Source organism: Pseudomonas sp. C9-3 (assembly GCF_032392015.1).
Lineage (GTDB): Bacteria > Pseudomonadota > Gammaproteobacteria > Pseudomonadales > Pseudomonadaceae > Pseudomonas > Pseudomonas nitroreducens.
In genome coordinates this window covers 5,661,157-5,688,030 of sequence record NZ_CP135919.1, presented here as the reverse complement: position 1 = coordinate 5,688,030, position 26,874 = coordinate 5,661,157, and the positions used below count along the sequence as shown (strand labels likewise).

At 65.5% G+C, this 26,874-nt stretch carries 20 protein-coding genes; 16 read left to right on the top strand and 4 right to left on the bottom strand.

Going from position 1 to position 26,874, the window contains the following annotated elements:
* The first annotated feature begins 42 nt into the window (after positions 1-42).
* Both RS899_RS26070 and RS899_RS26065 read left to right on the top strand, forming a co-directional pair.
* Entirely contained in the window at positions 43-471 is a 429-nt protein-coding gene (locus RS899_RS26070; protein WP_315808385.1) for a hypothetical protein, read from the top strand.
* Between the two features lie 75 nt (positions 472-546).
* Positions 547-1,593, top strand: a complete 1,047-nt coding sequence (locus RS899_RS26065; RefSeq protein ID WP_024767033.1) for a low specificity L-threonine aldolase — start codon at positions 547-549, stop codon at positions 1,591-1,593.
* A 356-nt stretch (positions 1,594-1,949) separates the two neighbouring features.
* Here the strand turns inward: RS899_RS26065 and RS899_RS26060 are convergent, their stop codons facing one another.
* The gene (locus RS899_RS26060) at positions 1,950-2,267 is read right to left on the bottom strand and encodes a heavy metal-binding domain-containing protein (RefSeq protein ID WP_226045662.1); all 318 of its coding nucleotides are present in this window, start codon (positions 2,265-2,267) and stop codon (positions 1,950-1,952) included.
* 923 nt (positions 2,268-3,190) lie between these two features.
* Here RS899_RS26060 and fusA point away from each other — a divergent pair.
* Positions 3,191-5,254: an elongation factor G gene (gene fusA / locus RS899_RS26055; protein WP_315808384.1), complete on the top strand. Its 2,064-nt coding sequence runs from the start codon at positions 3,191-3,193 to the stop codon at positions 5,252-5,254.
* A gap of 221 nt (positions 5,255-5,475) precedes the next feature.
* Here the strand turns inward: fusA and gbcB are convergent, their stop codons facing one another.
* Positions 5,476-6,579: a glycine-betaine demethylase subunit GbcB gene (gbcB, locus tag RS899_RS26050; protein WP_315808383.1), complete on the bottom strand. Its 1,104-nt coding sequence runs from the start codon at positions 6,577-6,579 to the stop codon at positions 5,476-5,478.
* A 425-nt stretch (positions 6,580-7,004) separates the two neighbouring features.
* Here gbcB and gbcA point away from each other — a divergent pair, with 425 nt between their 5' ends.
* From gbcA to RS899_RS26005, 9 genes are all read left to right on the top strand, one after another.
* Positions 7,005-8,294, top strand: coding sequence for a glycine-betaine demethylase subunit GbcA (gene gbcA, locus RS899_RS26045; RefSeq protein WP_045214087.1), 1,290 nt, complete (start codon positions 7,005-7,007; stop codon positions 8,292-8,294).
* A 637-nt stretch (positions 8,295-8,931) separates the two neighbouring features.
* Complete coding sequence (locus RS899_RS26040; protein ID WP_169935431.1) at positions 8,932-9,909, top strand: dipeptidase; 978 nt, start codon at positions 8,932-8,934, stop codon at positions 9,907-9,909.
* Positions 9,910-10,079: 170 nt separating this feature from the next.
* Positions 10,080-10,610 (top strand): 4-vinyl reductase, encoded by a 531-nt coding sequence (locus tag RS899_RS26035; protein ID WP_015479613.1) that lies wholly within the window; start codon positions 10,080-10,082, stop codon positions 10,608-10,610.
* Between the two features lie 94 nt (positions 10,611-10,704).
* On the top strand, positions 10,705-12,780 hold the full coding sequence (dgcA, locus tag RS899_RS26030; RefSeq protein ID WP_315808382.1) for a dimethylglycine demethylation protein DgcA: 2,076 nt from the start codon (positions 10,705-10,707) through the stop codon (positions 12,778-12,780).
* A 182-nt stretch (positions 12,781-12,962) separates the two neighbouring features.
* On the top strand, positions 12,963-14,963 hold the full coding sequence (gene dgcB / locus RS899_RS26025; protein ID WP_233296777.1) for a dimethylglycine demethylation protein DgcB: 2,001 nt from the start codon (positions 12,963-12,965) through the stop codon (positions 14,961-14,963).
* 115 nt (positions 14,964-15,078) lie between these two features.
* Positions 15,079-16,314 (top strand): electron transfer flavoprotein subunit alpha/FixB family protein, encoded by a 1,236-nt coding sequence (locus RS899_RS26020; RefSeq protein WP_315808381.1) that lies wholly within the window; start codon positions 15,079-15,081, stop codon positions 16,312-16,314.
* 117 nt (positions 16,315-16,431) lie between these two features.
* Positions 16,432-17,208 (top strand): electron transfer flavoprotein subunit beta, encoded by a 777-nt coding sequence (locus RS899_RS26015; protein WP_054909631.1) that lies wholly within the window; start codon positions 16,432-16,434, stop codon positions 17,206-17,208.
* Positions 17,209-17,531: 323 nt separating this feature from the next.
* Positions 17,532-17,762 (top strand): hypothetical protein, encoded by a 231-nt coding sequence (locus RS899_RS26010; protein WP_024766748.1) that lies wholly within the window; start codon positions 17,532-17,534, stop codon positions 17,760-17,762.
* Positions 17,759-18,055, top strand: coding sequence for a cell division protein ZapA (locus tag RS899_RS26005; protein WP_054909630.1), 297 nt, complete (start codon positions 17,759-17,761; stop codon positions 18,053-18,055). Before RS899_RS26010 ends, RS899_RS26005 begins: the two co-directional genes overlap by 4 nt.
* Before the next feature lie 562 nt (positions 18,056-18,617).
* Here the strand turns inward: RS899_RS26005 and RS899_RS26000 are convergent.
* Positions 18,618-20,042 (bottom strand): aspartate ammonia-lyase, encoded by a 1,425-nt coding sequence (locus tag RS899_RS26000; RefSeq protein WP_045214106.1) that lies wholly within the window; start codon positions 20,040-20,042, stop codon positions 18,618-18,620.
* A 211-nt stretch (positions 20,043-20,253) separates the two neighbouring features.
* Here RS899_RS26000 and RS899_RS25995 point away from each other — a divergent pair, with 211 nt between their 5' ends.
* The 4 genes from RS899_RS25995 (at position 20,254) to RS899_RS25980 (ending at position 25,411) form a co-directional block, all read left to right on the top strand.
* The gene (locus RS899_RS25995) at positions 20,254-21,168 is read left to right on the top strand and encodes a LysR substrate-binding domain-containing protein (RefSeq protein WP_024766745.1); all 915 of its coding nucleotides are present in this window, start codon (positions 20,254-20,256) and stop codon (positions 21,166-21,168) included.
* A 113-nt stretch (positions 21,169-21,281) separates the two neighbouring features.
* Entirely contained in the window at positions 21,282-21,869 is a 588-nt protein-coding gene (locus tag RS899_RS25990) for an RNA polymerase sigma factor (RefSeq protein ID WP_315808380.1), read from the top strand.
* Entirely contained in the window at positions 21,866-22,870 is a 1,005-nt protein-coding gene (locus RS899_RS25985) for a FecR family protein (RefSeq protein WP_315808379.1), read from the top strand. The genes RS899_RS25990 and RS899_RS25985 overlap by 4 nt, the downstream gene beginning before the upstream one ends.
* A 114-nt stretch (positions 22,871-22,984) precedes the next feature.
* The gene (locus RS899_RS25980) at positions 22,985-25,411 is read left to right on the top strand and encodes a TonB-dependent receptor (RefSeq protein WP_315808378.1); all 2,427 of its coding nucleotides are present in this window, start codon (positions 22,985-22,987) and stop codon (positions 25,409-25,411) included.
* Positions 25,412-25,537: 126 nt separating this feature from the next.
* Here RS899_RS25980 and adhP read toward each other — a convergent pair whose 3' ends face one another.
* Entirely contained in the window at positions 25,538-26,572 is a 1,035-nt protein-coding gene (gene adhP, locus RS899_RS25975; RefSeq protein WP_038803792.1) for an alcohol dehydrogenase AdhP, read from the bottom strand.
* Positions 26,573-26,874: the final 302 nt, after the last annotated feature.

Genomic DNA, 26,874 nt, shown 5'->3' with positions numbered 1-26,874 from the left:
GCATCGCTCATTAACGATCGCCAGAGGCCGAGGTGGAGGACCATGAACTGCAGATTGAGAAACCTGCCCCTGCTGCTGGCAGCAGCGTTTTCGCTGGCCGGCCATGCGACGCAGATGCCTGCGCAACCCGCACCCGAGGTCAAGGCCTACAGCGGTGCGGGCGGCGTCAAGGTCTGGCTTGAACAGATAGGCCCGCGCAAGGCCAATATGTTCCTGGTGCGCATCGGCGGGGTGGCCCACGCATGGAACATGCGTATCCATCGAATGGATGGCCTCAGCCTGCTCGACGAATCCCTGTTCAAGCTGCATTCCCAGGACAGGGAACCTATCGCTCTGGTACTGCGTGGCGATTGCGGTGAAGTGATGCTCCCCGGCGAGAGCGATGCCCGGAAAGTCTGCTACGACCAGCAGTTGTCGGCGACCCAGGATGCCAAGCAGTTCGTCAGCGCCTACGTGAACCAACGGCTGTAAGAGTCCGGCTGCACGAGAGGCGGGGTTTTCGCTACGCTGCTGACTGACATTTCTGCGCAGTCCCGAGGCAGCCCCATGACCGACAACACCCAACAGTTCGCCAGCGACAACTATTCCGGCATCTGCCCCGAGGCCTGGGCGGCCATGGCCGAGGCCAACCGCGGCCACGAGCGCGCCTACGGTGACGACCAGTGGACCGCCCGCGCCTCCGACTATTTCCGCGAGCTGTTCGAGACCGACTGCGAAGTCTTCTTCGCCTTCAACGGCACCGCCGCCAACTCCCTGGCCCTGGCGGCACTGTGCCAGAGCTACCACAGTGTGATCTGCGCCGAGACCGCCCACGTCGAGACCGATGAGTGCGGTGCGCCGGAGTTCTTCTCCAACGGCTCCAAGCTGCTGCTGGCGCGCACCGACGCCCAGGGCAAGCTGACCCCGGCAGCGATCCGCGAGATCGCCCTCAAGCGCCAGGACATCCACTATCCCAAGCCGCGCGTGGTCACCATCACCCAGGCCACCGAGGTCGGCACCGTCTACCGCCCGGATGAGCTGCAGGCGCTCAGTGCCACCTGCCGCGAGCTGGGCCTGCACCTGCACATGGACGGCGCGCGCTTCTCCAATGCCTGCGCCTTCCTCGGCGCGACCCCGGCCGAGCTGACCTGGAAGGCCGGCGTCGAGGTGTTGTGCTTCGGCGGTACCAAGAACGGCATGGCGGTGGGTGAGGCCATCCTGTTCTTCAACCGCGAGCTGGCCGAAGGCTTTGACTACCGCTGCAAGCAGGCCGGCCAACTGGCCTCGAAGATGCGCTTCCTCGCCGCGCCTTGGGTGGGCGTGCTGCAGGACGACGCCTGGATGCACTACGCCAGCCATGCCAACCGCTGTGCACAACTGCTGGCCGAGCGCGTCGCCGACGTGCCGGGCGTGCAACTGATGTTCCCGGTGGAGGCCAACGGCGTGTTCCTGCAGATGTCCGAGCCGGCGCTGGAAGCCCTGCGTCAGCTCGGCTGGCGCTTCTACACCTTCATCGGCGCCGGCGGCGCGCGCTTCATGTGTTCGTGGGACACCGAGATCGAGCGGGTCGAGGAGCTGGCCGCTGACATTCGCAAGGTCATGGCGGCAGGCTGAAGGGCGCCGGAGTTGTCCCCAGGCGCTGGGGACGGTTGCACGGGCAACCTGTCCCCAACCTGTGGATGAATGCTTGCAGGCCGCGGGCGGACTGGCCTGCACAGGTCTGGTCAATATTTGAGCGGCGCGGGTTGATGGTAAGAGCGAGCTTGCTCGCGAACATCCGTAGCCTCGCTTCACACCGTGGAATCAGGCGGACTGCGGTTCGCGAGCAAGCTCGCTCCTACAAGGGGCTCACTTTCCACCGAGCGATTGGCACAGGATGAGACGGTGGTCTCAGCCGGCACGGATTGCCCCCTCTCCCTGAGGGAGAGGGGAATGCAAGGCACGGACCTCCCGGAGCACAAGCAGGGTTTCTATATCTTCACCGCCGTCCCGCTCACGCTGACCATCAGCATGCTGCCGTTCTGGCCTACTACCTCGTAATCCAGGTCGATGCCGACCACGGCGTTGGCGCCCAGCTCCTGCGCGCGCTCCTGCAACTCCTCGAAGGCGATCTCCCGCGCCCGCCCCAACTCCTTCTCGTACGCTCCGGAGCGGCCGCCGATGATGTCGCGCAGGCCGGCGAACAGATCGCGGAACACGTTGGCGCCGAGGATCGCCTCGCCGACCACGATGCCGCGGTATTCCTGGATGGTCTTGCCCTCGATGGTGGGTGTGGTGGTCAGGATCATGGGATTGGCTCCTCTGCTGGGGAAATCCAGCATAGCCCTGCACCCCGGGGAAGGCTGCGCCGGCTGTGTTTCAGTATTTGGCGAAGATACCGGGGAAACCTTGTGATAAAGCTGTGGACAACCTGGTGGAAAATGACAGTCCCGTGGCACTTTCGTGAAGACTGGAAAATCGTCGCTCATTTTCGCAAGGTGCCCGCTATTCGTGGCTTGCAGAGGTAGAAGTGAGCGTTGGGGAGATCTCCACAGCTGCTGTGGAGGCACGCTTGCCCAACCTGTGGAAAACCTGTTGGGAGGTGCCTGCGGAGCTGGTGGTGCCTGGCTTGCCTGGATCTGGCTGTTTTCTGATCAACTCCTTCTTTTCAACCACTTGGGAGCCTGTGTATCGATTTCGGCAAAGAGTCTGTGCACGATCTTTCCTCCGCTATCCCCGGTTTGTGTTGACCCGCTTGTGTGCCTCCTGTGGAAAACATCCTCCGTGCCACGCCTGCCGTGGGTTTCACCGCTTTGCTCAAGGATTGACCAGCCAGGGGGCAAGCAATTGATCCACAGCGACTTTTCCCGGCCGGCGGGAGCTGCGTAAAACTTTCCACAATGGCTGTGGGGCGAATCTCGAGGAAGCTGTGGACAAGCTGTACCCAGATCGCTGGAGGCCGCGCACGGCGCGCCGCCCTCGTCTCAGTACGTTTTTTGATCAAATGGCGAAAGTGGCGTCGTTACTGGCTTCCAGCGGATTTTCCGACGAGTTTTCCACATCGGCTGTGCAGCGTTCTGCCAGGAACTTGTGGGCGGGTTGTGGATGGATCGCTGCGAGCCCCGCTCCCTATGGCTTCCGCGGGGTTGATCAATATTTGTCCAGGGCCCTGGGGGAGGCTGCCTATAATTTAGCCACGGCGGGCAGAAACCCTGGGGGCGGGAGATTCAGCATGTCCAGTTACTCGGTGGAACAGATCCGCACCGTGGCCCTGGTCGGCCACGGTGACAGCGGCAAGACCCTGCTTGCCGAGGCGCTGCTGCAGCACGCCGGCGCAATCCCCAGCAAGGGTTCGCTGGAGCGCGGCGACACCCTCTGCGACTCCGACCCCATGGAGCGCGAATACCACCACTCCCTGGCCGCCGCACTGGCGCACTTCGAGCACGCGGGCGCACACATCCGCCTGGTCGACACCCCCGGTTATCCCGACTTCATCGGCCACGCGCTGCCGGCGCTCGCTGCGGTGGAAACTGCGCTGGTGGTGGTGAATGCGCAGAACGGCATCGAGCTGTCCACGCGGCGGATGATGGACTGGGCCGGCGAACGCGGCCTGTGCCGGATGCTGGTGGTGAACAAGATCGACGCCGAACGCGTTGACCTGCCGGCCCTGTTGGCGGGTTTGCGCGAGTCGTTCGGCAAGGAAGTACTGCCCCTCAACCTGCCCGCCGAGGGCGGCACGCGGGTTGTGGATTGCTTCTTCAATCCCGACGGCGAGGCTGACTTCTCCTCCGTGACCGAGGCGCACCAGGCGCTGGTGGACCAGGTGGTGGAGGTGGATGAGGCGCTGATGGCGCATTACCTGGAGGAGGGTGAGGTGGCGCCCGAGGCGCTGCACGAACCCTTCGAGCGCGCGCTGCGAGAAGGGCACCTGATTCCCCTGTGCTTCGTTTCCGCCCGCACCGGTGCCGGTGTGCCGGAGCTGGCCGACATGCTCGCGCGCCTCGCGCCCAACCCCGGCGAAGGCAACCCGCCGCTGTTCCTGCGCACCGACGACAAGGGCAAGGAACACCCGGTGACCTGCCAGCCGGACCCCAAGGCCCATGTGCTGGCCCACGTGTTCAAGGTGGTGATCGATCCCTTCGTCGGCCGCCTGGCCGTATTCCGCGTGCACCAGGGCACGGTGCGCCGGGAAATGCAGTTGTTCGCCGGCGACGGGCGCAAACCGTTCAAGGTCGGACACCTGTTGCGCCTGCAGGGGAAGAAGCATGAGGAGGCGCCGTGGCTGATCCCGGGGGACTTCGGCGCGCTGACCAAGGTCGACGAACTGGAGTACGGGGTGGTGCTGCACGATTCCCACGATGAGGACCATATCCACCTCAAGCCCCTGGACTTTCCCGAGCCGATGCAGGGCCTGGCCATCGAGGCGAGCCGCCGCGGCGACGAGCAGCGTCTGGCGGAAATCCTCCAGCGCCTGCAGGCCGAAGACCCCTGTGTGCGCCTGGATTACAACGCCTCGACCCAGCAGACCGTGCTGCGCGGCATGGGCGAGATGCACCTGCGCTACCTGCTGGAACGCATGGCCGGGCAATACAAGCTGGAGGTGCAGACCCGCGCGCCGGCCGTCCCTTACCGCGAGACCGCGACGCGAGCGGCAGAGGGCCACAGCCGGCACAAGAAGCAGACGGGCGGAGCGGGGCAGTTCGGCGAGGTGTTCCTGCGCATCGAGCCGCTGCCGCGCGGCGAGGGCTTCGCCTTCGTCGATGCGATCAAGGGCGGGGTGATCCCCGGCAATTTCATCCCCTCGGTGGAAAAGGGCGTGCGCTCGGCGCTGGCAGCCGGGCCGCTGGCCGGCTTCCCGGTGGAAGACGTCAAGGTCACGGTGTTCGACGGCAAGAGCCATTCGGTGGATTCCAAGGACATCGCCTTTCAGGCCGCCGGGCGCAAGGCCATGCTCGATGCGCTACGCAATGCCGGGGGCATCGTGCTGGAGCCGGTGATGCAGATCGAGGTGACGACGCCCGAGTCGCATCTGGGCGATATCACCGCCGATCTCACCGGCCGCCGGGGCCAGGTGCTGGGTACCGAGTCGCTGTCGGCAAGCGTCGCGCTGGTGCGTGGCCAGGTCCCGCTGGCGGAGATGGACGGCTACGCCAATCGCTTGAAATCCATTACCGCCGGGCAGGGGCTCTACAGCCTTTCCTCCAGCCATTACAGCGCTGTCCCACAGGACGTGCAGCAGCGCCTGTCCAGTGGCTACAAGGCAACCCCGGAAGAAGACATGAACGAATGTGGATAGTTGTCGCAGGCGGGCGCCGCAAAGGCCCGTGCCTGTGCGCTTTCACGCGTCGCCACGAAGCCCTCGCCAGTCTGCTGAAAGCCACGTGGCATGCGGGTTGCAGGCGGGATCGAGGCGGCCATTCGGGTCGGCCGGAGGTATCTCCAGCCTTGCGCCGGGACACCTCTGTCCTGTGGATAACTCGGTGGGTAACGTGTGGGACGGATGGGGGCAGCCTGTGATCAGTACTCGATCACCACATCGCCCTTGGGCACGCTGCAGCAGGACAGGATGTAGCCTTCGGCGACGTCTTCGTCGGTGATCCCGCCGTTGTGCTCCATCTCCACCTCGCCGGCGCGCTTCATTACTTTGCAGGTGCCGCAGATGCCCATGCCGCAGGCCTTGGGAATGTGCAGGCCGAGCTGGGCAGCGGCGGCGTGGACGGTCTCGCCCGGCGCCACGCGGATGCTTTTGCCGGTTTCGCAGAATTCCACGAGGTTCTGCTCGGCCAGCGGCACGGCTGGCGCTTCGGCCGCCTCGGCGGCCAGTTCCTTCACGTCGGCGCGCACTTCCGGTGGGGTCGGGCCGAAGGCTTCCTCGTGGTAGTGCGACATGTCGTAGCCTTCGGCTTCGAGCAGGCGCTTGATCGCGTGCATGTAGGGAGTCGGGCCGCAGCAGAAGACCTCGCGTTCGAGGTAGTCCGGCGCCATCAGTTGCAGCATCGCCTTGTTCAGGAAGCCCCGGTAGCCGGCCCAGGACTCGCCCATCTCGTACTTCTCGCAGACCAGGTACAGCTTGAAGTTGTTGATCCGCGAGTTCATGTGCTCCAGCTCGCGGTGGTAGATGATGTCCTTGGGCGTGCGCGCGCTGTGCACGAAGACCATGTCGACGTTGGCGTTGGTGTCGAAGAACCAACGCGACATGGACATCACCGGGGTGATGCCGACACCGCCGGAGAGGAACAGCACCTTCTCCGCGGGAAAATCGATGGCGTTGAAGTTGCCCACCGGGCCGTGCACCGGGATCTGGTCGCCTTCCTTCAGGTTGTCGTGCAGCCAGTTCGAGACCTTGCCGCCGGGCACGCGCTTGATGGTGATGGAGAAGCTGTACGGCACTGAGGGCGAGCTGGAGATGGTGTAGGAACGCATGATCGGCTGGCCGTCGATCTCCAGTTCCAGGGTGACGAACTGGCCGGGCTTGAAGAAGAACATGATCGGCGCGTCGGCCATGAAGCAGAAGGTGCGCACATCCCAGGTCTCCTGGATGGCTTTCACGCAGCGCACCAGGTGGCGGCCGTTGGCCCAGGTCTGGGTGTTGACCGGGTTGAGGAAGGTGTTCGTCGACATGCTGTCTCTCCGCGCACGCGGGCCGTGCTGGGCCTGATGGGGCAGCGCCGGGGCCCGTTTGCCTACGTTGTTTGAGCGTAGAAAGCACGGGGCCTGTCGGCATGCCTGATGGGGCGGATTGTGTGCACGAGGATGGCCGCTGCATTTACCTGCCAGCGACATTTGCATGCTTATCGCGACCTGCCGCCTGGGACGTGCCGTTGCGCGTCGGGAAATGATCTGGCCGTGTCGCCCATGGATAAGGGTTCCTACGGGGCGCGGCCCCACACTCAGCTCCATGCCGAGCAACCCCCAGGTTGAGCGCGACGGCGGGAAACGGCGCACTCGGCGCGCCTGACACCTGCCGCAAATGCCCTGCGTGGCACACCGTATCAGCCACTTATTTCCGCCGGCAGCCAAACAGGCTGCGGCATGAGGACCTAGCAATGGACGTCACTACTACCCTGAGTCTGGGCGATCCGCTGGAACCGGCCCGCAAGGCCACCGCCGAGATGCTGCGCACTCGCGACCACAGCTTCTCGCTGCCGCAACCCTTCTACAACGACGAACGCCTGTTCCAGCTGGACATGCAGGAGATCTTCCACAAGGAGTGGCTGATCGCCGGGATGACCTGCGAGATCCCCGCCAAGGGCAACTTCCTCACCCTGCAGATCGGCGACAACCCGGTCATCGTGCTGCGTGGCGCCGAGGGCAAGATCCACGCCTTCCACAACGTCTGCCGCCACCGTGGTTCGCGTTTGTGCGTCAGCGACAAGGGCAAGGTCGCCAAGCTGGTCTGCCCCTACCACCAGTGGACCTACGAGCTGGACGGCCGCCTGCTGTTCGCCGGCACCGAGATGGGCGCGGACTTCGACATGAAGGACTACAGCCTGAAGCCGGTGAATGTGAAGACCGCCGGCGGCTACATCTTCATCTCGCTGTCGGAGAACCCGCCGGCCATCGATGACTTCCTGCGTACGCTCGAGCACTACATGGAGCCGTACGACATGGAGAACACCAAGGTGGCTGTGCAGACCACGCTGCGGGAAAAGGCCAACTGGAAGCTGGTGCTGGAAAACAACCGCGAGTGCTACCACTGCAACGGCTCGCACCCGGAGCTGCTGAACACCCTGCTGGAGTGGGACGACGTTACCGACCCGCGCGCCAGCCAGGCGTTCAAGGACCAGGTCGCGGCCTGCACCACCGCCTGGGATGCCGAGAAGATTCCCTACGCCCACGCCAGCTTCGGTCTGCGCAACCGCATCGTGCGCATGCCGCTGCTGCAGGGCACCGTGTCCATGACCATGGATGGCAAGCAGGGCAGCAAGAAGCTCATGGGTCGCATCCAGAACCCGGACCTGGGCTCGATGCGCATCCTGCACCTGCCGCATTCGTGGAACCACTGCATGGGCGACCACCTGATCGTCTTCACCGTTTGGCCGATCAGTGCGCAGGAGACCGTGGTCACCACCAAGTGGCTGGTGCACAAGGATGCGGTGGAAGGTGTCGATTACGACGTGGCGCGCCTGCGCGAAGTCTGGGACGCCACCAACGATCAGGACCGCCGCCTGGCCGAAGAGAACCAGCGTGGTATCAACTCCACCGCCTACCAGCCGGGGCCTTACTCCAAGACCTACGAGTTCGGCGTGATCAACTTCCTCGACTGGTACAGCGAGCGGATGTTGAACAACCTGGGCGAGGAATCCGCCCACGCGCGCCTGGTCGCCGAGAAGTAAGCCAGCCCCCGCCACCCAGCGCCCCCTTTGCGGGGGCGCTGTCGTTGAAGAGGAATCCACTTGGACGCCATGCTCTTCTACAGCAGCTCCGCCTTCGTCACCGGCCTGGTGGCGTGGAACCTCTTCGCCTGTTGGCGCAAGCGCTGAAATCGCCCTGGCGCAGCGTTAGTTGTAGGAGCGAGCTTGCTCGCGAATGTCCCCCCGGCGGGCCCGTGCCGCCGACGAAATACCCCCTCCCTAACCCTCCCCCTGAAGGGAGAGGGGACTGTTCGTGCAGCGGGCAGATCAAGTGCTCGCTGGTTGACGCTGGTCTTTCCGCGAAATCAGGACCGCTCCCTCTCCCTTCAGGGAGAGGGCTGGGGAGAGGGCGCTTTCAGCTCTCACGCCGCGTCCCGCAACGAAGAGCATTCACGAGCAAGCTCGCTCCTACAGGTACTGCGAACCCTGCAGTACATGGGGTTCCGCACCACACATTCCCCTGCGCGACGCAAACGCTGTCGCCCATGTCGTGAGGTTGACGCTTTCGGGTCGACCCTGGTCGTTTTCGAACCGGGTCGCCTCGGGGGGCAGGGATATCCTGCCTGCAAAGCGTCGGCACAAGCCCCGGCGCACCAAGCCTGAGAAGGGGTACGCCAAGATGAGCCCAGCCGAAGTCCACGCCGACAGCATCGTCATCGATGGCCTGATCATCGCCAAGTGGAGCCGCGAGCTGTTCGAGGACATGCGCAAGGGCGGCCTGACCGCCGCGAACTGCACCGTCTCCGTGTGGGAAGGCTTCCAGGCCACGGTGAACAACATCGTCGCCAGCCAGAAGCTGATCCGCGAGAACAGCGACCTGGTCATCCCGGTGCGCACCACCGCCGACATCCGCAAGGCCAAGGAGCAGGGCAAGACCGGCATCCTCTTCGGCTTCCAGAACGCCCATGCATTCGAGGACCAGATCGGCTACGTCGAGGTGTTCAAGCAACTGGGCGTGGGCATCGTGCAGATGTGCTACAACACCCAGAACCTGGTCGGCACCGGTTGCTACGAGCGTGACGGCGGCCTCTCCGGCTTTGGCCGCGAGATCGTTGCGGAGATGAACCGCGTCGGCATCATGTGCGACCTGTCCCACGTCGGCTCGAAGACCTCCGAGGAAGTCATCCTCGAGTCGAAGAAGCCAGTTACCTATTCCCACTGCCTGCCGTCGGGCCTCAAGGAACATCCGCGCAACAAGTCCGACGCCGAGCTGAAGTTCATCGCCGACCACGGCGGCTTCGTCGGCGTGACCATGTTCGCGCCCTTCCTCGCCAAGGGCATCGACTCGACCATCGACGACTATGCCGAAGCCATCGAGTACGTGATGAACCTCGTCGGCGAGGACGCCATCGGCATCGGCACCGACTTCACCCAGGGCCACGGCCAGGACTTCTTCGAGTGGCTGACCCACGACAAGGGTTACGCCCGCCGCCTCACCAACTTCGGGAAGATCGTCAACCCGCTGGGCATCCGCACCGTGGGCGAATTCCCCAACCTCACCGAAACCCTGCTCAAGCGCGGTATGCCCGAGCGCGTGGTGCGCAAGGTCATGGGTGAGAACTGGGTGCGCGTCCTCAAAGACGTCTGGGGCGAGTGATTCAACCTCAACAGCGCCCTCTCCCTCAGCCCCTCTCCCGCAAGCGGGAGAGGGGAGCAGAGCCGCCGGCATGCACCTGATTCTCCGCATGCACGGATAGCTCCCTCTCCCTTAAGGGAGAGGGCTGGGGAGAGGGCAACCGCACACACGAATTCTGGAGTCTTGCCACCATGGCCAAACACGCCCCCGAACTGCCCATCGAAGTCGACAGCGAAACCGGTGTCTGGACCACCGACGCCCTGCCGATGCTCTACGTACCGCGGCACTTCTTCGTCAACAACCACATGGGCATCGAGGAAGAGCTGGGCGCCGAGCGCTATGCCGAAATCCTCTACAAGGCCGGCTACAAGTCCGCCTGGCACTGGTGCGAGAAGGAAGCGGAGTGCCACGGCCTGGTCGGCGTGGAAGTCTTCGAGCACTACATGAAGCGCCTGTCCCAGCGCGGCTGGGGCTTGTTCCAGATCGAGCAGATCGACCTCGACAAGGGCACCGCCCAGGTTCGCCTGAAGCATTCGGCCTTCGTCTACGTCTACGGCAAGGTCAACCGCAAGGTCGACTACATGTTCACCGGCTGGTTCGCCGGCGCCATGGACCAGATTCTCCAGGCGCGCGGCAGCGATATCCGCACCGTCGCCGAGCAGGTCTACAGCGGCGCCGAGGAAGGTCACGACGACGGCCTGTTCGTCGTCAAACCCCTCTGATCTTTCGCTCCCTGTAGGAGCGAGCTTGCTCGCGAACAAGCAGCCGCAAGGCCGCCAGACAACAAGAAACCTCTGATCCCGTGAGGATGCCGCAATGGCTTTCGAGGCAATGTTCCAGCCGATCCAGATCGGCAAGCTGACCATCCGCAACCGCGTACTCTCCACCGCTCACGCCGAGGTGTATGCCACCGACGGCGGCATGACCACCGAGCGCTACGTGAAGTACTACGAGGAGAAGGCCAAGGGCGGTATCGGCCTGGCCATCTGCGGCGGTTCCTCCGTGGTCGCCATCGACAGCCCGCAGGAATGGTGGAGCTCGGTGAACCTTTCCACCGACCGCATCATCCCGCACTTCCAGAACCTGGCCGACGCCATGCACAAGCATGGGGCCAAGATCATGATCCAGATTACCCACATGGGCCGCCGCTCGCGCTGGGACGGCTTCAACTGGCCGACCCTGATGTCGCCCTCCGGCGTGCGCGAGCCGGTGCACCGCGCCACCTGCAAGACCATCGAGCCGGAAGAAATCTGGCGGGTGATCGGCAACTACGCGCAAGCGGCTCGCCGTGCCAAGGCCGGCGGCCTGGACGGCGTCGAGCTGTCCGCCGTGCACCAGCACATGATCGACCAGTTCTGGAGCCCGCGCGTCAACAAGCGCACCGACGAATGGGGCGGCACCTTCGAGGGCCGCATGAAATTCGGCCTGGAAGTGCTCAAGGCCGTGCGTGCCGAAGTCGGCGACGATTTCTGCGTCGGCATGCGCATCTGCGGCGACGAGTTCCACCCGGACGGCCTGTCCCACGAGGACATGAAGCAGATCGCCAAGTACTACAGCGACACCGGCATGCTCGACTTCATCGGCGTGGTCGGCTCGGGCTGTGACACCCACAACACCCTGGCCAACGTCATCCCGAACATGACCTTCCCGCCGGAGCCGTTCCTGCACCTGGCGGCCGGGATCAAGGAAGTAGTCAACGTGCCGGTGTTGCACGCGCAGAACATCAAGGACCCGAACCAGGCCACGCGCATCCTCGAAGGCGGCTACGTGGATATGGTCGGCATGACCCGCGCGCACATCGCCGACCCGCACCTGATCGCCAAGATCAAGATGGGCCAGATCGACCAGATCAAGCAGTGCGTCGGCGCCAACTACTGCATCGACCGCCAGTACCAGGGCCTGGACGTGCTGTGCATCCAGAACGCCGCCACGTCCCGTGAGTACATGGGCGTGCCGCACATCATCGAGAAGACCACCGGCGTGAAGCGCAAGGTCGTGGTCGTCGGTGGCGGCCCGGCAGGGATGGAGGCGGCGCGCGTTGCCGCCGAGCGCGGCCACGACGTCACCCTGTTCGAGAAGAAGGACCAGCTCGGCGGGCAGATCACCACCGCCTCGAAAGCCCCGCAGCGCGACCAGATCGCCGGCATCACTCGCTGGTACCAGCTGGAGCTGGCGCGGCTGAACGTCGACCTGCGCCTGGGCACCGGCGCGGATGCCGACACCATCCTCGACCTGCGCCCCGACGTGGTGGTGCTGGCCAACGGCGGCCATCCGTTCCTCGAGCAGAACGAACACTGGGGCGCCGCCGACGGGCTGGTGGTCAGCAGCTGGGACGTACTCGACGGCAAGGTCGCGCCGGGCAAGAACGTGCTGGTCTACGACACCATCTGCGAATTCAGCGGCATGTCGGTGGCGGATTTCCTCGCCGACAAGGGCGCCCAGGTCGAGATCGTCACCGATGACATCAAGCCGGGCGTGGCCATCGGCGGCACCACCTTCCCGACCTACTACCGCAGCATGTACCCCAAGGAAGTGATCATGACCGGCGACCTGATGCTGGAAAAGGTCTACCGCGAGGGCGACAAGCTGGTAGCGGTGCTGGAGAACGAATACACCGGCGCGAAGGAAGAGCGGGTGGTCGACCAGATCGTCGTCGAGAACGGCGTGCGCCCGGACGAGAGCCTGTACTACGCGCTCAAGCAGGGCTCGCGCAACAAGGGCCAGATCGACGTCGAGGCGCTGTTCGCGATCAAGCCGCAGCCGTGTCTCAGTGCTCTTGATGACAACAGCGGGGGTGACGGTTACCTGTTGTTCCGCATCGGCGACTGCGTGGCTCAGCGCAACACCCATGCGGCGATCTACGACGCGCTGCGACTGTGCAAGGATTTCTAAGACACGCCATGTGATGTCCGGCAAGCACGGACAACCCCCTCTCCCTTCAGGGAGAGGGTTGGCGAGAGGGTGGTGGGCCAAGTGACCGAGCCGACCGGAAACACCCTCTCCCCCCGCCCTCTCCCGCAAGCGGGAGAGGGCGCTTGTCCAGCGCCCCCTGAGGTCCCGTAGGGAGACCAGAAATGCTCAACATCATCCTCCCCATCCTGCTCTTCGCCGCCCTCGGCCTCGCCGTGCTGGGCGCCGTGAAGCGCTTCGCGATGTGGCGCCGTGGCCGGCCCGCGCAGGTCGACTGGATCGGCGGCCTGCTGAAGATGCCGCGTCGCTACCTGGTCGACCTGCACCACGTGGTCGAGCGCGACAAGTACATGTCGAAGACCCACGTCGCCACCGCTGGCGGCTTCGTGCTGGCCGCGCTGCTGGCCATCCTCGTGCACGGTTTCGGCCTGCACAGCCGCATTCTTGGCTTCGCCCTGCTGGCGGCCACCGCGCTGATGTTCTGTGGTGCGCTGTTCGTCGCCAAGCGCCGCCTTGACCCGCCGTCGCGCCTGTCGAAAGGCCCGTGGATGCGCCTGCCGAAAAGCCTGCTGATGTTCTCGGCGAGCTTCTTCATCGCCACCCTGCCGGTGGCCGGCATCCTGCCGGAGGGTTTCGGCGGCTGGTTCCTCGCAGCCATCCTCGCCATCGGGGTGGCCTGGGGTGTGTCCGAGCTGTTCTTCGGCATGACCTGGGGCGGCCCGATGAAGCACGCCTTCGCCGGCGCTTTGCACCTGGCCTGGCACCGCCGCGCCGAACGGTTCTCCAGTAAAGATGGGCGCGGCGGCCGCTCCACCGGGCTGAAGCCGCTGGACCTGCAGGACCCGATGGCGCCGCTGGGCGTCGAGAAGCCCACCGATTTCACCTGGAACCAGCTGCTCGGCTTCGACGCCTGCGTGCAGTGCGGCAAGTGCGAAGCCATGTGCCCGGCCTTTGCCGCCGGCCAGCCGCTGAACCCGAAGAAGCTCATCCAGGACATGGTCATCGGCCTTGCTGGTGGCAGCGACGCCAACTTCGCCGGTTCGCCTTACCCATCCCTTGACGGCAGCGGTAAACCCCTGGGCGAACACAGCGGCGGCCCGCACCAGCCGATCGTCGCGCTGGACGGCAAGGCGCTGGTGGATGCCGAGACGCTCTGGTCCTGCACCACCTGCCGCGCCTGCGTCGAGGAATGCCCGATGATGATCGAGCACGTCGACGCCATCGTCGACATGCGCCGCCACCTCACCCTGGAAAAGGGCGCGACCCCGAACAAGGGCGCCGAGGTGCTGGAAAACCTCATCGCCACCGACAACCCCGGCGGCTTCGCCCCCGGCGGCCGGCTGAACTGGGCGGCCGACCTGAACCTGCCGCTGCTGGCGGACAAGCAGCAGGCCGACGTGCTGTTCTGGGTCGGCGACGGCGCCTTCGATATGCGCAACCAGCGCACCCTGCGTGCCTTCGTGAAGGTCCTCAAGGCCGCCAACGTCGACTTCGCCGTGCTCGGCCTGGAGGAGCGCGACAGCGGCGATGTGGCACGCCGCCTGGGTGACGAAGCCACCTTCCAGACCCTGGCCCAACGCAACATCGCCACCCTGGCCAAGTACCGTTTCAAGCGCATCGTCAGCTGCGACCCGCACAGCTTCCACGTGCTGAAGAACGAGTACGGCGCGCTGGGCGGCAACTACCAGGTGCTGCACCACACGACCTTCATCGATGAACTGGTGCAGAAGGGCGCGCTGAACCTCGGCCAGAGCAAGGCCGGCAGCGTGACCTACCACGACCCGTGCTACCTCGGCCGCTACAACGGCGAGTACGAAGCGCCGCGCGCCGTGCTCAAGGCCATCGGTATCGAGGTCAAGGAAATGGCCCGCTCCGGCTTCCGTTCGCGCTGCTGCGGCGGCGGTGGCGGCGCGCCGATCACCGACATCCCTGGCAAGCAGCGGATTCCCGACATGCGCATGGTCGACATCAAGGAAACCGGCGCCGAGCTGGTGGCCGTGGGCTGTCCGCAATGCACCGCCATGCTCGAAGGCGTGGTCGCGCCGCGCCCGGAGATCAAGGACATCGCCGAACTGGTCGCCGAGGTCCTCATCGAGGCCACCGAGGTGCCGGCAAAAAAGCCCTCGCTGGCGCGCCGTGAAGAAGCGGTGGAGGTGCACCTGTGAACGTCCTCCGTAGCCCCGTAGGGCGCATAAAGCCGAAGGCTTTATCCGCCGCCTCGGCCACTTCGGCGGATAACGCTGCGCGTTATTCACCCTACCCCAGCCCGGAGCATTGAACATGAGCGACATCATCCGCCGCGACCCACGCGCCGAGTGGATCGCCCGCAACCGCCTGCACCCGCTGCACGCGGCCATGCAATCGGCTCAGGGTGGCGAGAGCCGCTGGATGGGGCCGAACGGCGTGGTGCGCAAGAATCCCCACGCCGTCGGCTTCATCGGGGCCAATGGCGTCAAGCGCATTGACCGTTCCGGTGGTCAGCAAGGCACGGCAGGCGGCAAGCGCAGTAGCGCGCCGGAGGTGGTGCAACTGCCGCTGGTGATCATCGAGCAGCCGGCCTTCCTGATTGCCGTGGTACCGGACATGGTGGGCGGCCGCCTCTCCAGCCACGACCGCGACCTGCTCGGCCTGGCCCGCAAGCTGGCCGGCAGCGACGGTGCGGTGCTGGCCGTGGTGTTCGGCGAGCACAAGGAAACCGCCTTCGACACCGCCGGCGTCGACCGCCTGCTGCAGATCGAGGGCAACGAATACGACGGTTACGCTCCGGAACAACGTGTGCTGGCGCTGCGCTCGGCCAACAGCCAGTTCGCACCGCGTCACTGGTTGCTGCCCGACAGCCGCACCGGTGGCGGCGAACTGGGCCGCCGTCTCGCTGCCAGCCTGGGCGAACGCCCGGCCACCCGCGTCTGGCAGGCCGAAGGCGAGCGCTGCATCGGTCGCGCCGGAGCCGGCCAGCAGGATCTGCACCGCGACCTGCCGCGCCTGATCCTGGCCGCTGCCGAGTGCGCCGAGCCGGTCAGCGAAACCCGGCACGAGGCCCGCGCCGTGGAGCTGGAAAGCAGCGTCGCGCGCAACCTGCCGCGCATCGAGGACCTCGGCCCGGTGGCGGTGGACCCGGCGCAGATTCCCATGGCCGAGGCGGAGTTCATCCTCTCCGGCGGCAACGGCGTGAAGGACTGGGATCTGTTCCACCGCGCCGCCGTCGCCCTCGGCGCCACCGAAGGCGCGTCCCGTGTGGCAGTTGACGACGGCCACATGCCGCGTGCCCGGCAAGTCGGCGCCACCGGTACCTGGGTTACTGCGCGGGTCTATCTCGCCGTCGGTATTTCCGGTGCGATCCAGCACCTGCAGGGCATCGGTTCCTGCGACAAGGTGGTGGCGATCAACATGGACCCGGGCTGCGACATGATCAAACGCGCCGACCTCTCGGTGATCGGTGATTCCGCCGCGATCCTCAAGGCGCTGATCGAACTGGCCGAAGCCCATCGCAATGGAGCGGCGCGCGATGCGGCATGAAATGGGTTCCCTCGTAGGGCGCATACAGCCGAAGGCTTTATCCGCCGCCAACGCATCATCGGCGGATAACGCTGCGCGTTATTGGCCCTACGCCAGCTTGAAAGCCCGAGGTGGCTTATGAACGACCTGAACATCGTCGCCCTGGTTTCCATCGGCGCCCACCCGGCGTCCGGTCGCCCGCGGCGCGCCGACCAGGATGCCCGTGCAGTGGAACTGGGCATGAACCTCGCCGGCAAGCGCCTGCGCGTCGTGCATGCCGGTGATGCCGGGGAAGAAGCGCTGCGCGGTTACCTCGGCATGGGCCTGGATGAACTGGCCGTGCTCGAACAGCCTGCCGGTGCCGACGCACTTCCAGCATTGGCCGCCTACCTGGGCGACAGCGAAGCGCAACTGGTACTCACCGGCACCCAGGCGGAAACCGGCGAGGGCTCTGGCATGTTGCCCTTCCTGCTGGCCGAGCGCCTCGGCTGGCCGCTGGTGGTCGGCCTGGCGGAAGTGGAGAAGGTCGAAGGCGGTAGCGCACAGGTATTGCAGGCATTGCCTCGCGGCCAGCGTCGCCGGCTGAAGGTGCGCCTGCCCTTCGTCGCCAGTGTCGACAACGCCGCGCCGGTCGCTCGCCAAAGCGCCTTTGGCCCGGCTCGCCGTGGCTACCTGGAAGCCCATGAGGTGGAAGTGGTGGAAGACCCGCTACTCGCCGACGGCAACCTGCAACCCGCGCGCCCGCGTCCCAAGCGGCTGAAGGTGATCAAGGCGAAGACCGGTGCCGAACGCATGAAGGCCGCGACCGCCAAGGCCTCTGGCGGTACCGGGCAGGTGCTCAAGGAGGTTTCGCCCGAGGCGGGCGCCGAGGCGATCTTCAAGTTGCTGCGTGAGGAAGGCGTGATTCGCGTCTGACGTTCCGGCTCTTCGTAGGAGCGAGGGGCCATCGATATTGCTCGCGAACAATCCCCGCAGCGAGGCCTGGTTCGCGAGCAAGTTCGCTCCTACAGGATGCCTTCCCCATCGGAGCGGAAGCCGGCGCCGGAGGCGAACCTTGTGGGTTGATTCCCGGTCCAAATTTCGTTGGCGGTAGGAAATCATTGAAATAGCACGAGAATTATCTCGTAAGCCATTGAATTGACAGCATACGGCTTGTCAGATGAACCGCGTTTTTGCTGGCCCCGCCGCGCCCCTTTCTTTATCCTCCGCACCCTTTGAAAGGCTTTGCGGAGGCTCCCATGCTTGATTCCACCCTCGAACAACTTGAACAGCTGGTCGCCGAACTGCTGCAGCAGAATGAAGTACTGGTGCAGGACAACGCCCAGGTGCGCGAAGAGCTGCTCAAGGCCCGTGAGGAAAACGACACGCTGCAACTGTCGCTCATGGAGCAGGAAGAGAAGCACAACGCCACTGCGACTCGCCTGCAGGCGCTGATCCGCCGCGTCAGCGACAGCCGCGCCAGCGCATGAGTGGCGACGGCGTCCGCGTCCTGCGCATCCTCGGACGCGAATACAGCGTCCGGGCGCCGGCCGGTGAAGAGCGCCGGCTGCAGGACGCGGCCGCGCTGTTGCAGGCGGAGATCACCGCCAGCAAGAAGAAATTCCCCTACGTCACCAGCAATGAGCTGATGGTGCTCTCCGCGCTCAACCTCTGCGCCCGCCAGCTCGGCGCGTCGGATACCGAGTGCGACGAGGCGGACGCCGTGGAGCGTATCGCCGCCCTCAATCGGCGGATTCTCGATCACCTGCAACGGCAGGATTGATGCTCCGCACCCCCTGCTTTTTGTAGGAGCGAGCTTGCTCGCGAACCCCTCCTGCGCCGGTATTGCCGGGGGAAGATCGTGTTCGCGAGCAATGACGGCGGCTTCCCTTCGCTCCTACAGAAGCCACCCCGCGACGACCGGAATTCCAGGAAAGAGCTTTGTAGGGCGAATAACGCGCAGCGTTATCCGCCGCTGTGCCTGGTATGGAACTGGCGGATCACCGCAAGCAGATATGCGCCCTACGGTCCCGTGCGACTCATGCCAATCGCGGACAGAGTCCGTTCCTGCGAAACTTGAACCTGCGTTGGCGCGGACTTCCGTCCGCCATGTTTTCCGCCGCGCCCGGATTTCAGGCAAAAAAATAGGGACACCGGGGTAAGCGGTGTCCCTTCTAAAGGAGAGTGGGCCAAGAGGCCCCTCAACCGGTGAGACGTGGCACCTCGGGTAAACCCGCGGCGCCGGGTATAAAAGAAGGGACTGGGGGTAACCAATCCCTGAAAGGTGAGGGAGGAATACTCCCCCTCAACCGGTGAGACGTGCCCGGCTCGCGCCGGGCGGATGATCAGGCGCGCAGCGGAATCAGGCGCGGGGCGATCATGTTTTCCGGCAGCAGGATGTCGGCCAGGGTGGCTTCGTCCAGCAGCTTCTCCTCGCGAACCAGCTCCAGTACGCCGCGGCCGGTTTCCAGCGCAGTCTTGGCGATGCGGGTGGAGTTCTCGTAGCCGATGTACGGGTTCAGCGCGGTGACCAGGCCGATGCTGTGTTCCACCAACTGGTGGCAGCGCTCGACGTTGGCGGTGATGCCGGTGATGCAATGCTCGCGCAGCATGTCCATGGCGCGCTGGAGCAGGCGGATCGAGTCGAAGATCTTGTAGGCGATCAGCGGCTCCATCACGTTCAGCTGCAGCTGGCCGCCTTCGGCCGCGATGGTCAGTGCCAGGTCGTTGCCCATGATTTCGAAGGCGCACATGTTCACGGCCTCCGGGATCACCGGGTTGACCTTGCCCGGCATGATCGAGCTGCCCGGCTGGCGCGGCGGCAGGTTGATCTCGTTGATGCCGGTACGCGGGCCGCTGGACAGCAGGCGCAGGTCGTTACAGATCTTCGACAGCTTGACCGCGGTGCGCTTGAGCATGCCGGAGAACAGCACGAAGGCGCCCATGTCGGAGGTGGCTTCGATCAGGTCGGCAGCCGGGACGACCGGGTGGCCGCTGATTTCGGCCAGGCGCTCGACGGCCAGCTTCTGGTAGCCGGGGTCGGCGTTGATGCCGGTGCCGATCGCGGTGCCGCCGAGGTTCACTTCGGTCAGCAGTTCCGGCGCCAGGCGACGCAGGCGGTCGAGGTCTTCGCCCAGGGTGGTGGCGAAGGCGTGGAATTCCTGGCCGAGGGTCATCGGTACCGCGTCCTGCAGCTGGGTACGGCCCATCTTCAGTACGCCGGCAAACTCGACGCCCTTGGCGGCGAAGGCCTGGATCAGGCTGTCGAGGCTGGCCAGCAGGGTGTCGTGGCCGAGCAGCAGGCCCAGGCGGATGGCGGTCGGGTACGCGTCGTTGGTCGACTGCGCCATGTTCACGTCGTTGTTCGGGTGCAGGTACTTGTACTCACCCTTGGTGTGGCCCATGGCTTCCAGCGCGATGTTCGCGATCACTTCGTTCGCGTTCATGTTGGTGGAAGTACCGGCGCCACCCTGGATCATGTCCACCACGAACTGGTCGTGGAAGTCACCGCGGATCAGGCGGGCACAGGCTTCGCTGATGGCAGCGTGCTTCTCGTTCGACAGGTGGCCAAGCTGGTGGTTGGCATCGGCTGCCGCCTGTTTGACCATCGCCAGGCCGACGACCAGCTTCGGGTAGTGCGACAGCGGCACGCCCGAGAGGCGGAAGTTGTTCACAGCGCGCAGGGTCTGGATGCCGAAGTAGGCGTCAGAAGGTACTTCGAGGGTGCCGAGGAGGTCTTTCTCGATGCGGAACGATGCAACAGGGGACATGACGGGGATTGTCTCAGGGAAACACGGCCAGTGCCGCGATGCCCGGTAGACTAGGGATTTCGCCTTTCGTCGGCCAATGCTGTTAAAGGCTGCCTCATGCACGAACGGCATAATGTACCCTGTGACGAATTGATGACGGCGAGCGTGTGACTGTGCTACGCGCGCCCGGCTCCTGACCAATCGATCAACGTGTGAATGCGTTGGAGTTGACGTGAACCTCGAGACCAAATGGCTGGAAGACTTCAGCACCCTGGCCACCACCCGCAGTTTTTCCCAGGCCGCCGAAAAGCGCTTCGTCACCCAGCCGGCCTTCAGCCGGCGCATCCGCAGCCTGGAGGACGCCCTCGGCCTGACCCTGGTGAACCGCCAGCGCACGCCCATCGAGCTGACTGAGGCCGGCCAGCTGTTCCTCGTCACCGCCCGCGCGGTGGTCGAGCAACTCGGCCAGGTGGTGCGCCACCTGCACCACCTGGAAGGCGGGCAGGGCGAGGTGCTGCAGTTCGCCGCCGCGCACTCGCTGGCGCTGGGCTTCTTCCCCGCGTGGATTTCCCGGCTGCGCTCGGAAGGCCTGAATATCGCCAGCCGCCTGGTGGCGACCAACGTCGGCGAGGCGGTACACCTGCTGCGCGAAGGCGGCTGCGACCTGATGATGGCCTTCTATGACCCGGACGCTGCGCTGCAGATGGACCCGGAAGTCTTCCCCTCGCTGCACCTGGGGCGCACCGAAATGCTGCCGGTGTGCGCGGTGAACTCCGCCGGCGTGCCGCTCTTCGATCTCGACAGCGGGCAGAGCGTGCCGCTGCTGGCCTACAGTGCCGGTGCTTTCCTCGGTCGCGGCGTGAACCTGCTGCTGCGCCAGCGCAACCTGCGCTACACCACTGTCTATGAAACGGCGATGGCCGACAGCCTTAAGAGCATGGCGCTGCAAGGCATGGGTGTGGCCTGGGTGCCGCGCCTGAGCATGGAGTCGGAGCTGGCGCGTGGTGAGCTGGCGCTGTGCGGCGGTCCGCACTGGATCGTCCCGCAGGAAATCCGCCTGTACCGCTGTGCCCTGGTGCGCAAGGCGCAGATCCGCCTGCTCTGGCGCAAGCTCGAAGGCGGCCTGGGGCTGGACGAAACGCCCTGAGGCAGACAGCCGGGGCTATTCTGTTTATTTGATAAGCATTATCATTTGCGGCTTTCCACGGTCTCCCCCTCGCACCGGCTTCGGTGCGGACCGCTGGCGAGCCTGCAGCCCCGATGTCCCATTCCGACCGCCCGGCCGATTCCCGCGCCGCGGACGCCCCGGCGCCCGCCGAGGCGTTGCCGCGCGAGGATTTCCTGCGGGTGTTCCTTTCCCAGCGTCCGCGCATGGAAGCCCTGGTACGACGCCGCGTCGGTTGCCGGGCCACGGCGGCGGACCTCGTCCAGGACCTGTTCCTGCGCTTCTGGAAGCGCCCGCAGGCACCGGTGGAAGAGCTCGGCAGCTACCTGCTGCGCAGTGCGCGCAACCTCGCTATCGATCACCTGCGCGGGGAGGACTCGCGCGGGCGAACCCTGAGCGCGCTGCTGCCCGACCAGGATGATGCCCAGCCTTCGCCAGAGCAGGCGGTGCAGGCCAGTGCCGAACTGGACCTCATCGAAGACGCCCTGCGCCAGTTGCCAGAACGCACCCGCCATATCTTCCTGCTCAGCCGCGTGCATGGCCGCACCTATGGCGAGATCGCCACCGCCATGGGGCTTTCCCAGAGCGCCGTGGAAAAACATATGATGCGCGCCCTCGATGCCTGCAAGGCGAGCCTTGAGCCCGCCGCGCCGGCAGATCGCCGTGGAGCCGCCGACCGATGAAGCCCGAAATCGCCACCTCGCCCGAGGACGCCCAGCGTCAGGCGCGCCAGTGGCTGCTGCGCCTGAACGACGCCGGCGGCGACGCATGGCTGGGGGCTTTCCAGGCGTGGCTGGCGGCTGATCCGCAACATGCCCGCGCCTATGCCGAAGTCGATGCGCTCTGGCAGGCGAGCGCCCTGCCGGCGCAACGGCTGGCGGCGGAAGAGGGCGATGCTTTGGGTTCCTATCTCACCGCGATGGACCGCCCTGCGCCGCGCCGCGCGCCGAGCAACCACCGGCGTTGGGCTTATCCGCTGGCCAGCGCCGCCTGCCTGCTGCTGATGCTCTGGGCCGGTGCCTGGTGGTCGCCGGGTCACTGGCTGACGGACCTTTCCGCCGACTACGTCAGTGCGCCGGGCGAAGTACGGGAGATCACCCTGGGCGACGGCTCGCGCCTGACCCTGGACGCCGACAGCGCCGTTGCCGTGTCCCTGGACGGTGAACAACGCCGCGTCGACCTGTTGCGCGGTGCTGCGTCCTTTGCCGTGAAACATCTGCCCAAACCTTTCGTGGTGCGCGCCGGAGAAGGTGAAGCGCGGGTGCTGGGCACCGAGTTCGAAGTCCGTCGCCAGGGCGAGCAGACCCGCGTCACGGTCGCCGAAGGCCGCGTCTCGGTGCGTGGCAGCCATGCCGTCGGCATGCCGGAAGTGGTGCTGGGCGCTGGCGAACGGGTCAGCATCGACGGCACGCGGCTCGGTGATGCGCAGCCCGCTGATGTCCAGGCCGCGCTGGCCTGGCGCCAGGGCTGGCTGACCTTCTACCGCGCGCCGCTGGGCGAGGTGCTGGAGCGCCTGGGCACTTACTACCCGGGCCGCATCGTGCTGCTGGACAGCGAGCTGGCGCAGCGCCGGGTCAGCGGCAGTTTCCGCAGCACCGACCCTCAGGCGGCGCTGGATTCCCTGCAGGCGGTGGTGGGCTTCCATCAGCAGCCTCTGCTAGGTCGCTTCGTGCTGATTCGCTGAGGGCGAAGATTTTTTTCGAAAAAGGGGTGAGGTACTGCGGCGGCTGCTCCGTGTAGTGGTCATGAATGCGATTTATTCGCATGTGTAGTCCGACCTTCGAGCAAGAGAGCCCCGATGATCCCGCTGCGCCGCGCTGTTCCCGAGCTATCCCTGAAACCCCTTGCCGCCGTCGTGCTGGGCGCTGCCCTGGTCGCCGCGCAGGCTCCCTCCGCGTGGGCCGAGAATGCCGCCGCCGGCACTGCCCTGCAGGCGCGCTTTGGTTTCGCCATCGCGGCTCAACCGTTGCCCCAGGCGCTGAGCGAGTTCAGCCGGGTGACCGGCCTCAGTGTGGTCTACACCGACGAGGCGCCGTACGACCTCAAAGCCCCGGCGGTCTCCGGCCAGCTCAGTGCCAACGATGCGCTGAATCGCCTGCTGGCGGGCTCCGGCTATCGCTTCCGCGCCCTCGATGGCAGCACCCTGACCCTGGAGCGCGTGCCGACCGACACCCTGAGCCTCACCGACACCACCGTCACCGGCCAGGCGGCGTCGACCAGCTACCAACCGGCACCGGTCGCCTCCATCGGTCGTACCGACACGCCGGTGCTGGAAACCCCGCAAAGCATCGTCACTGTCCCGGCACAGGCGCTGCGCGACCAGAAGCCGCGCAATCTTGATGACGCCCTTGGCAACATCAGCGGTATCACCCAGGCCAACACCCTCGGCGGTACCCAGGACGCGGTGATGAAGCGTGGTTTCGGCGATAACCGCGACGGTTCGATCATGCGCGACGGCCTGCCCTCGGTGCTGGGCCGCAACCTCACCGCCACCGCCGACCACGTCGAAGTGCTCAAGGGCCCGGCCTCGCTGCTGTACGGCATCCAGGATCCGGGTGGCATCGTCAACGTGGTGAGCAAGAAGCCGCAGTTGCAGCAGTACAACGCCGTCACCCTGCGCGGCTCGACCTACGCCCACGGCAAACAGGGCAGCGGCGCGCAGATCGACACTACCGGCGCGCTGGGGGAGAGCAACCTGGCCTACCGGCTGATCGTCGATCACCAGGACGAGAACTACTGGCGCAATTTCGGCCAGCAGCGCGAGACCCTCGTCGCGCCCTCGCTGGCCTGGTTCGGCGAGGACACCACGGTGAACCTCAGCTACGAGCACCGCGAGTTCAAGACGCCGTTCGACCGTGGCACCGCCATCGACCCGCGCACCAACAAGCCGCTGGATATCCCGCGTACGCGTCGCCTGGACGAGCCCTTCAACATCACCGAAGGCCGCTCCGACCTGACTCGACTGGACGTCGAGCACCGCATCGACGATGCCTGGAAGGCGCATTTCGCCTACGGCTGGACCCGCGAGACCTACGACGACAACCAGGCCCGCGTCACCAAGGTCAACAGCAACGGCACCCTGACCCGCCGCACCGACGCCACTCGCGGCGCGGTGAGCAGCGACAGCTTCGCCACCGCCGGGCTGAACGGCGACCTGCAACTGGGCGGCTTCCGCCATGAAGTGACCTTCGGCATCGACAGCGAGAAGCGCAAGATCTACCGCGCCGACCTGATCCGCGACACGAAGAACACCACTTTCGACTACCTCGACCCGGTGTACGGGCAGATTTCCCCGGCCACCGCTGTCAGCTCAGGCGACAGCGACCAGACCGACAAGCTGCGCAGCGACTCGTTGTTCGTGCAGGATTCCTGGCACCTGGACGACCACTGGATTCTGGTCGCTGGCGGGCGCTACCAGATGTACGACCAGTACGCCGGGCGCGGCCGGCCGTTCAAGGCCAACACCGATATCAGCGGACAGAAGTGGGTACCGCGCGCCGGGGTGATCTACAAGATCAACGACGAGATGTCGCTGTATGGCAGCTACACCCAGTCGTTCAAGCCCAACTCCACCATCGCGCCGCTGTCCACGGGCGAGGTGATCGACTCGGCGATCCAGCCGGAAGAGGCGACCTCCTGGGAGATCGGCGGCAAGCTCGACATCCCCGGCCGCGTCACCGCCAACCTGGCCTTCTTCGACATCCGCAAGCGCAACGTGATGGTCACTCAGCTCGACGCCAACGGCGACAGCCGCGTCAGCACCGCCGGCAAGGTGCGCTCCTATGGCGCGGAACTGGATGTCACCGGCCAGCTGAGCGAGCACTGGAACCTGATCGGCAGCTACGCCTGGCTGGACGCCGAAGTGACCGAAGACCCGGTGCTGGAGGGCAACCGCCTGCAGAACGTGGCCAAGGAAACCGCCTCGCTGGCGGCGGTATACGACGCCGGTTCGATCTTCGGCGGCGACAACCTGCGCCTGGGCGGCGGCCCGCGCTACGTGGGCAAGCGCGCGGGCGACCCGGCCAACTCCTTCGAATTGCCGTCCTATACCGTGACCGATGCCTTCGCCAGCTACGACACGAAGCTGGGTGGCCACAACGTCGGCTTCCAGTTCAACGTGAAGAACCTGTTCGACCGCGAGTACTACCCGTCGGCGGCGAACAACCTCTACGTCGCCGTGGGCGAGCCGCGGCAGTTCGAGATTTCGACCACTGTGGAGTTCTGAAGCTGAGGCCGGGCGCTTTTGTAGGATGGGTGGAGCGCAGCGATACCCATGCTGTCTGCATCGCAATCGATGGGTATCGCTGCGCTCCACGCCATCCTACGCAGAGCTTGGTGTTTGGAGCGGGGTCTACATCTCCACCACGATCCGTCCTTCGATCTGCCCGGCGCGCATGCGGTCGAGGATGGCGTTGATGTCATCCAGCTTGCCGGCGGCGACGGTGGCTTTCACCAGGCCTTCGCCGGCGAAGTCCAGGGCTTCCTGCAGGTCCGCGCGGGTGCCGACGATGGAGCCGGTGATGTGCAGGCCCTTGAGCACCACGTCGAAGATCGGCGTGGGGAAGTCGCCCGGCGGCAGGCCGACCAGCGACACGGTACCGCCCCGGCGGGCCATGCCGATGCCCTGGCCGAAGGCGCTGTTGGACACGGCGGTGACGACCACGCCGTGGGCGCCGCCGATATCACGCTGCACCACTTCGACCGGGTCCTCTTTCTTCGCATTGACGGTCAGGCTGGCGCCGAGCTTTCGCGCCAGCTCCAGCTTGGCGTCATCCACGTCTACTGCCACCACGTGCAGGCCCATGGCCTTGGCGTACTGCACGGCGACGTGGCCCAGGCCGCCGATGCCGGAAATGGCTACCCACTGGCCGGGGCGCGCTTCAGTTTCCTTCAGCGCCTTGTACACGGTGACGCCCGCGCAGAGGATCGGCGCAATCTCGGTAAAGCCGACATTCTTCGGCAGGATGCCGACGTAATTCGGGTCCGCCAGCACGTATTCGGCGTAGCCGCCGTTTACCGAGTAGCCGGTGTTCTGCTGGCTCTCGCAAAGGGTTTCCCAGCCGGTCAGGCAGTGCTCGCAGCAACCACAGGCGGTGTACAGCCAGGGCACGCCGACGCGGTCGCCTTCCTTCACGCGGGTGACGCCAGCGCCGACCGCTGCGACGAAGCCGACGCCTTCATGGCCGGGAATGAACGGCAGGCTCGGCTTCACCGGCCAGTCGCCTTCGGCAGCGTGCAGGTCGGTGTGGCAGACGCCGGAGGCCTCGATCTTCACCAGGATCTGCCCGGGGCCGGGCAGCGGGACTTTGACTTCCTCGATCCGCAGCGGCTCGCCAAAGGCGTGGACGACAGCGGCTTTCATGGTCGTGGGCAGGGTCGTGGACATTGCACTCGCTCCTTGAAGGGTGAGGGACCTGCCCCGTCCGGGACAGGAACGTGTCAGAAGAGTCTGAGCCCCTGAGCCTAGGCCATCTTGAGCTGAGGCAAGCTTTTCCGAAGTCTCTTCGGAGGTCGTTGCAGGCATCTTCGATGCAGGAATGACGAAATCGGGACCAACGGTCATGCCCAGTGCACTCCGTCGTGCCCTTTGCGGTATACTGCGCCGCCTTCAAGCCGGCACTGCCCGCCGGTTTGGCCACGTACAAGCCACGCCCTCACGGAGTCGTGGCTTGTTGGTTTCTGACGCGC

Coding starts and splice junctions, on each gene's coding strand:
- dgcB (WP_233296777.1), top strand. CDS start 12,963: ATGCTCAACATCATCCTCCCCATCCTGCTCTTCGCCGCCCTCGGCCTC.
- fusA (WP_315808384.1), top strand. CDS start 3,191: ATGTCCAGTTACTCGGTGGAACAGATCCGCACCGTGGCCCTGGTCGGC.
- RS899_RS26070 (WP_315808385.1), top strand. CDS start 43: ATGAACTGCAGATTGAGAAACCTGCCCCTGCTGCTGGCAGCAGCGTTT.
- RS899_RS26020 (WP_315808381.1), top strand. CDS start 15,079: ATGAGCGACATCATCCGCCGCGACCCACGCGCCGAGTGGATCGCCCGC.
- gbcA (WP_045214087.1), top strand. CDS start 7,005: ATGGACGTCACTACTACCCTGAGTCTGGGCGATCCGCTGGAACCGGCC.
- RS899_RS26000 (WP_045214106.1), bottom strand. CDS start 20,042: ATGTCCCCTGTTGCATCGTTCCGCATCGAGAAAGACCTCCTCGGCACC.
- RS899_RS26035 (WP_015479613.1), top strand. CDS start 10,080: ATGGCCAAACACGCCCCCGAACTGCCCATCGAAGTCGACAGCGAAACC.
- RS899_RS26010 (WP_024766748.1), top strand. CDS start 17,532: ATGCTTGATTCCACCCTCGAACAACTTGAACAGCTGGTCGCCGAACTG.
- RS899_RS26005 (WP_054909630.1), top strand. CDS start 17,759: ATGAGTGGCGACGGCGTCCGCGTCCTGCGCATCCTCGGACGCGAATAC.
- RS899_RS25985 (WP_315808379.1), top strand. CDS start 21,866: ATGAAGCCCGAAATCGCCACCTCGCCCGAGGACGCCCAGCGTCAGGCG.
- RS899_RS26040 (WP_169935431.1), top strand. CDS start 8,932: ATGAGCCCAGCCGAAGTCCACGCCGACAGCATCGTCATCGATGGCCTG.
- dgcA (WP_315808382.1), top strand. CDS start 10,705: ATGGCTTTCGAGGCAATGTTCCAGCCGATCCAGATCGGCAAGCTGACC.
- RS899_RS25980 (WP_315808378.1), top strand. CDS start 22,985: ATGATCCCGCTGCGCCGCGCTGTTCCCGAGCTATCCCTGAAACCCCTT.
- RS899_RS25990 (WP_315808380.1), top strand. CDS start 21,282: ATGTCCCATTCCGACCGCCCGGCCGATTCCCGCGCCGCGGACGCCCCG.
- adhP (WP_038803792.1), bottom strand. CDS start 26,572: ATGTCCACGACCCTGCCCACGACCATGAAAGCCGCTGTCGTCCACGCC.
- RS899_RS26065 (WP_024767033.1), top strand. CDS start 547: ATGACCGACAACACCCAACAGTTCGCCAGCGACAACTATTCCGGCATC.
- RS899_RS26015 (WP_054909631.1), top strand. CDS start 16,432: ATGAACGACCTGAACATCGTCGCCCTGGTTTCCATCGGCGCCCACCCG.
- gbcB (WP_315808383.1), bottom strand. CDS start 6,579: ATGTCGACGAACACCTTCCTCAACCCGGTCAACACCCAGACCTGGGCC.
- RS899_RS26060 (WP_226045662.1), bottom strand. CDS start 2,267: ATGATCCTGACCACCACACCCACCATCGAGGGCAAGACCATCCAGGAA.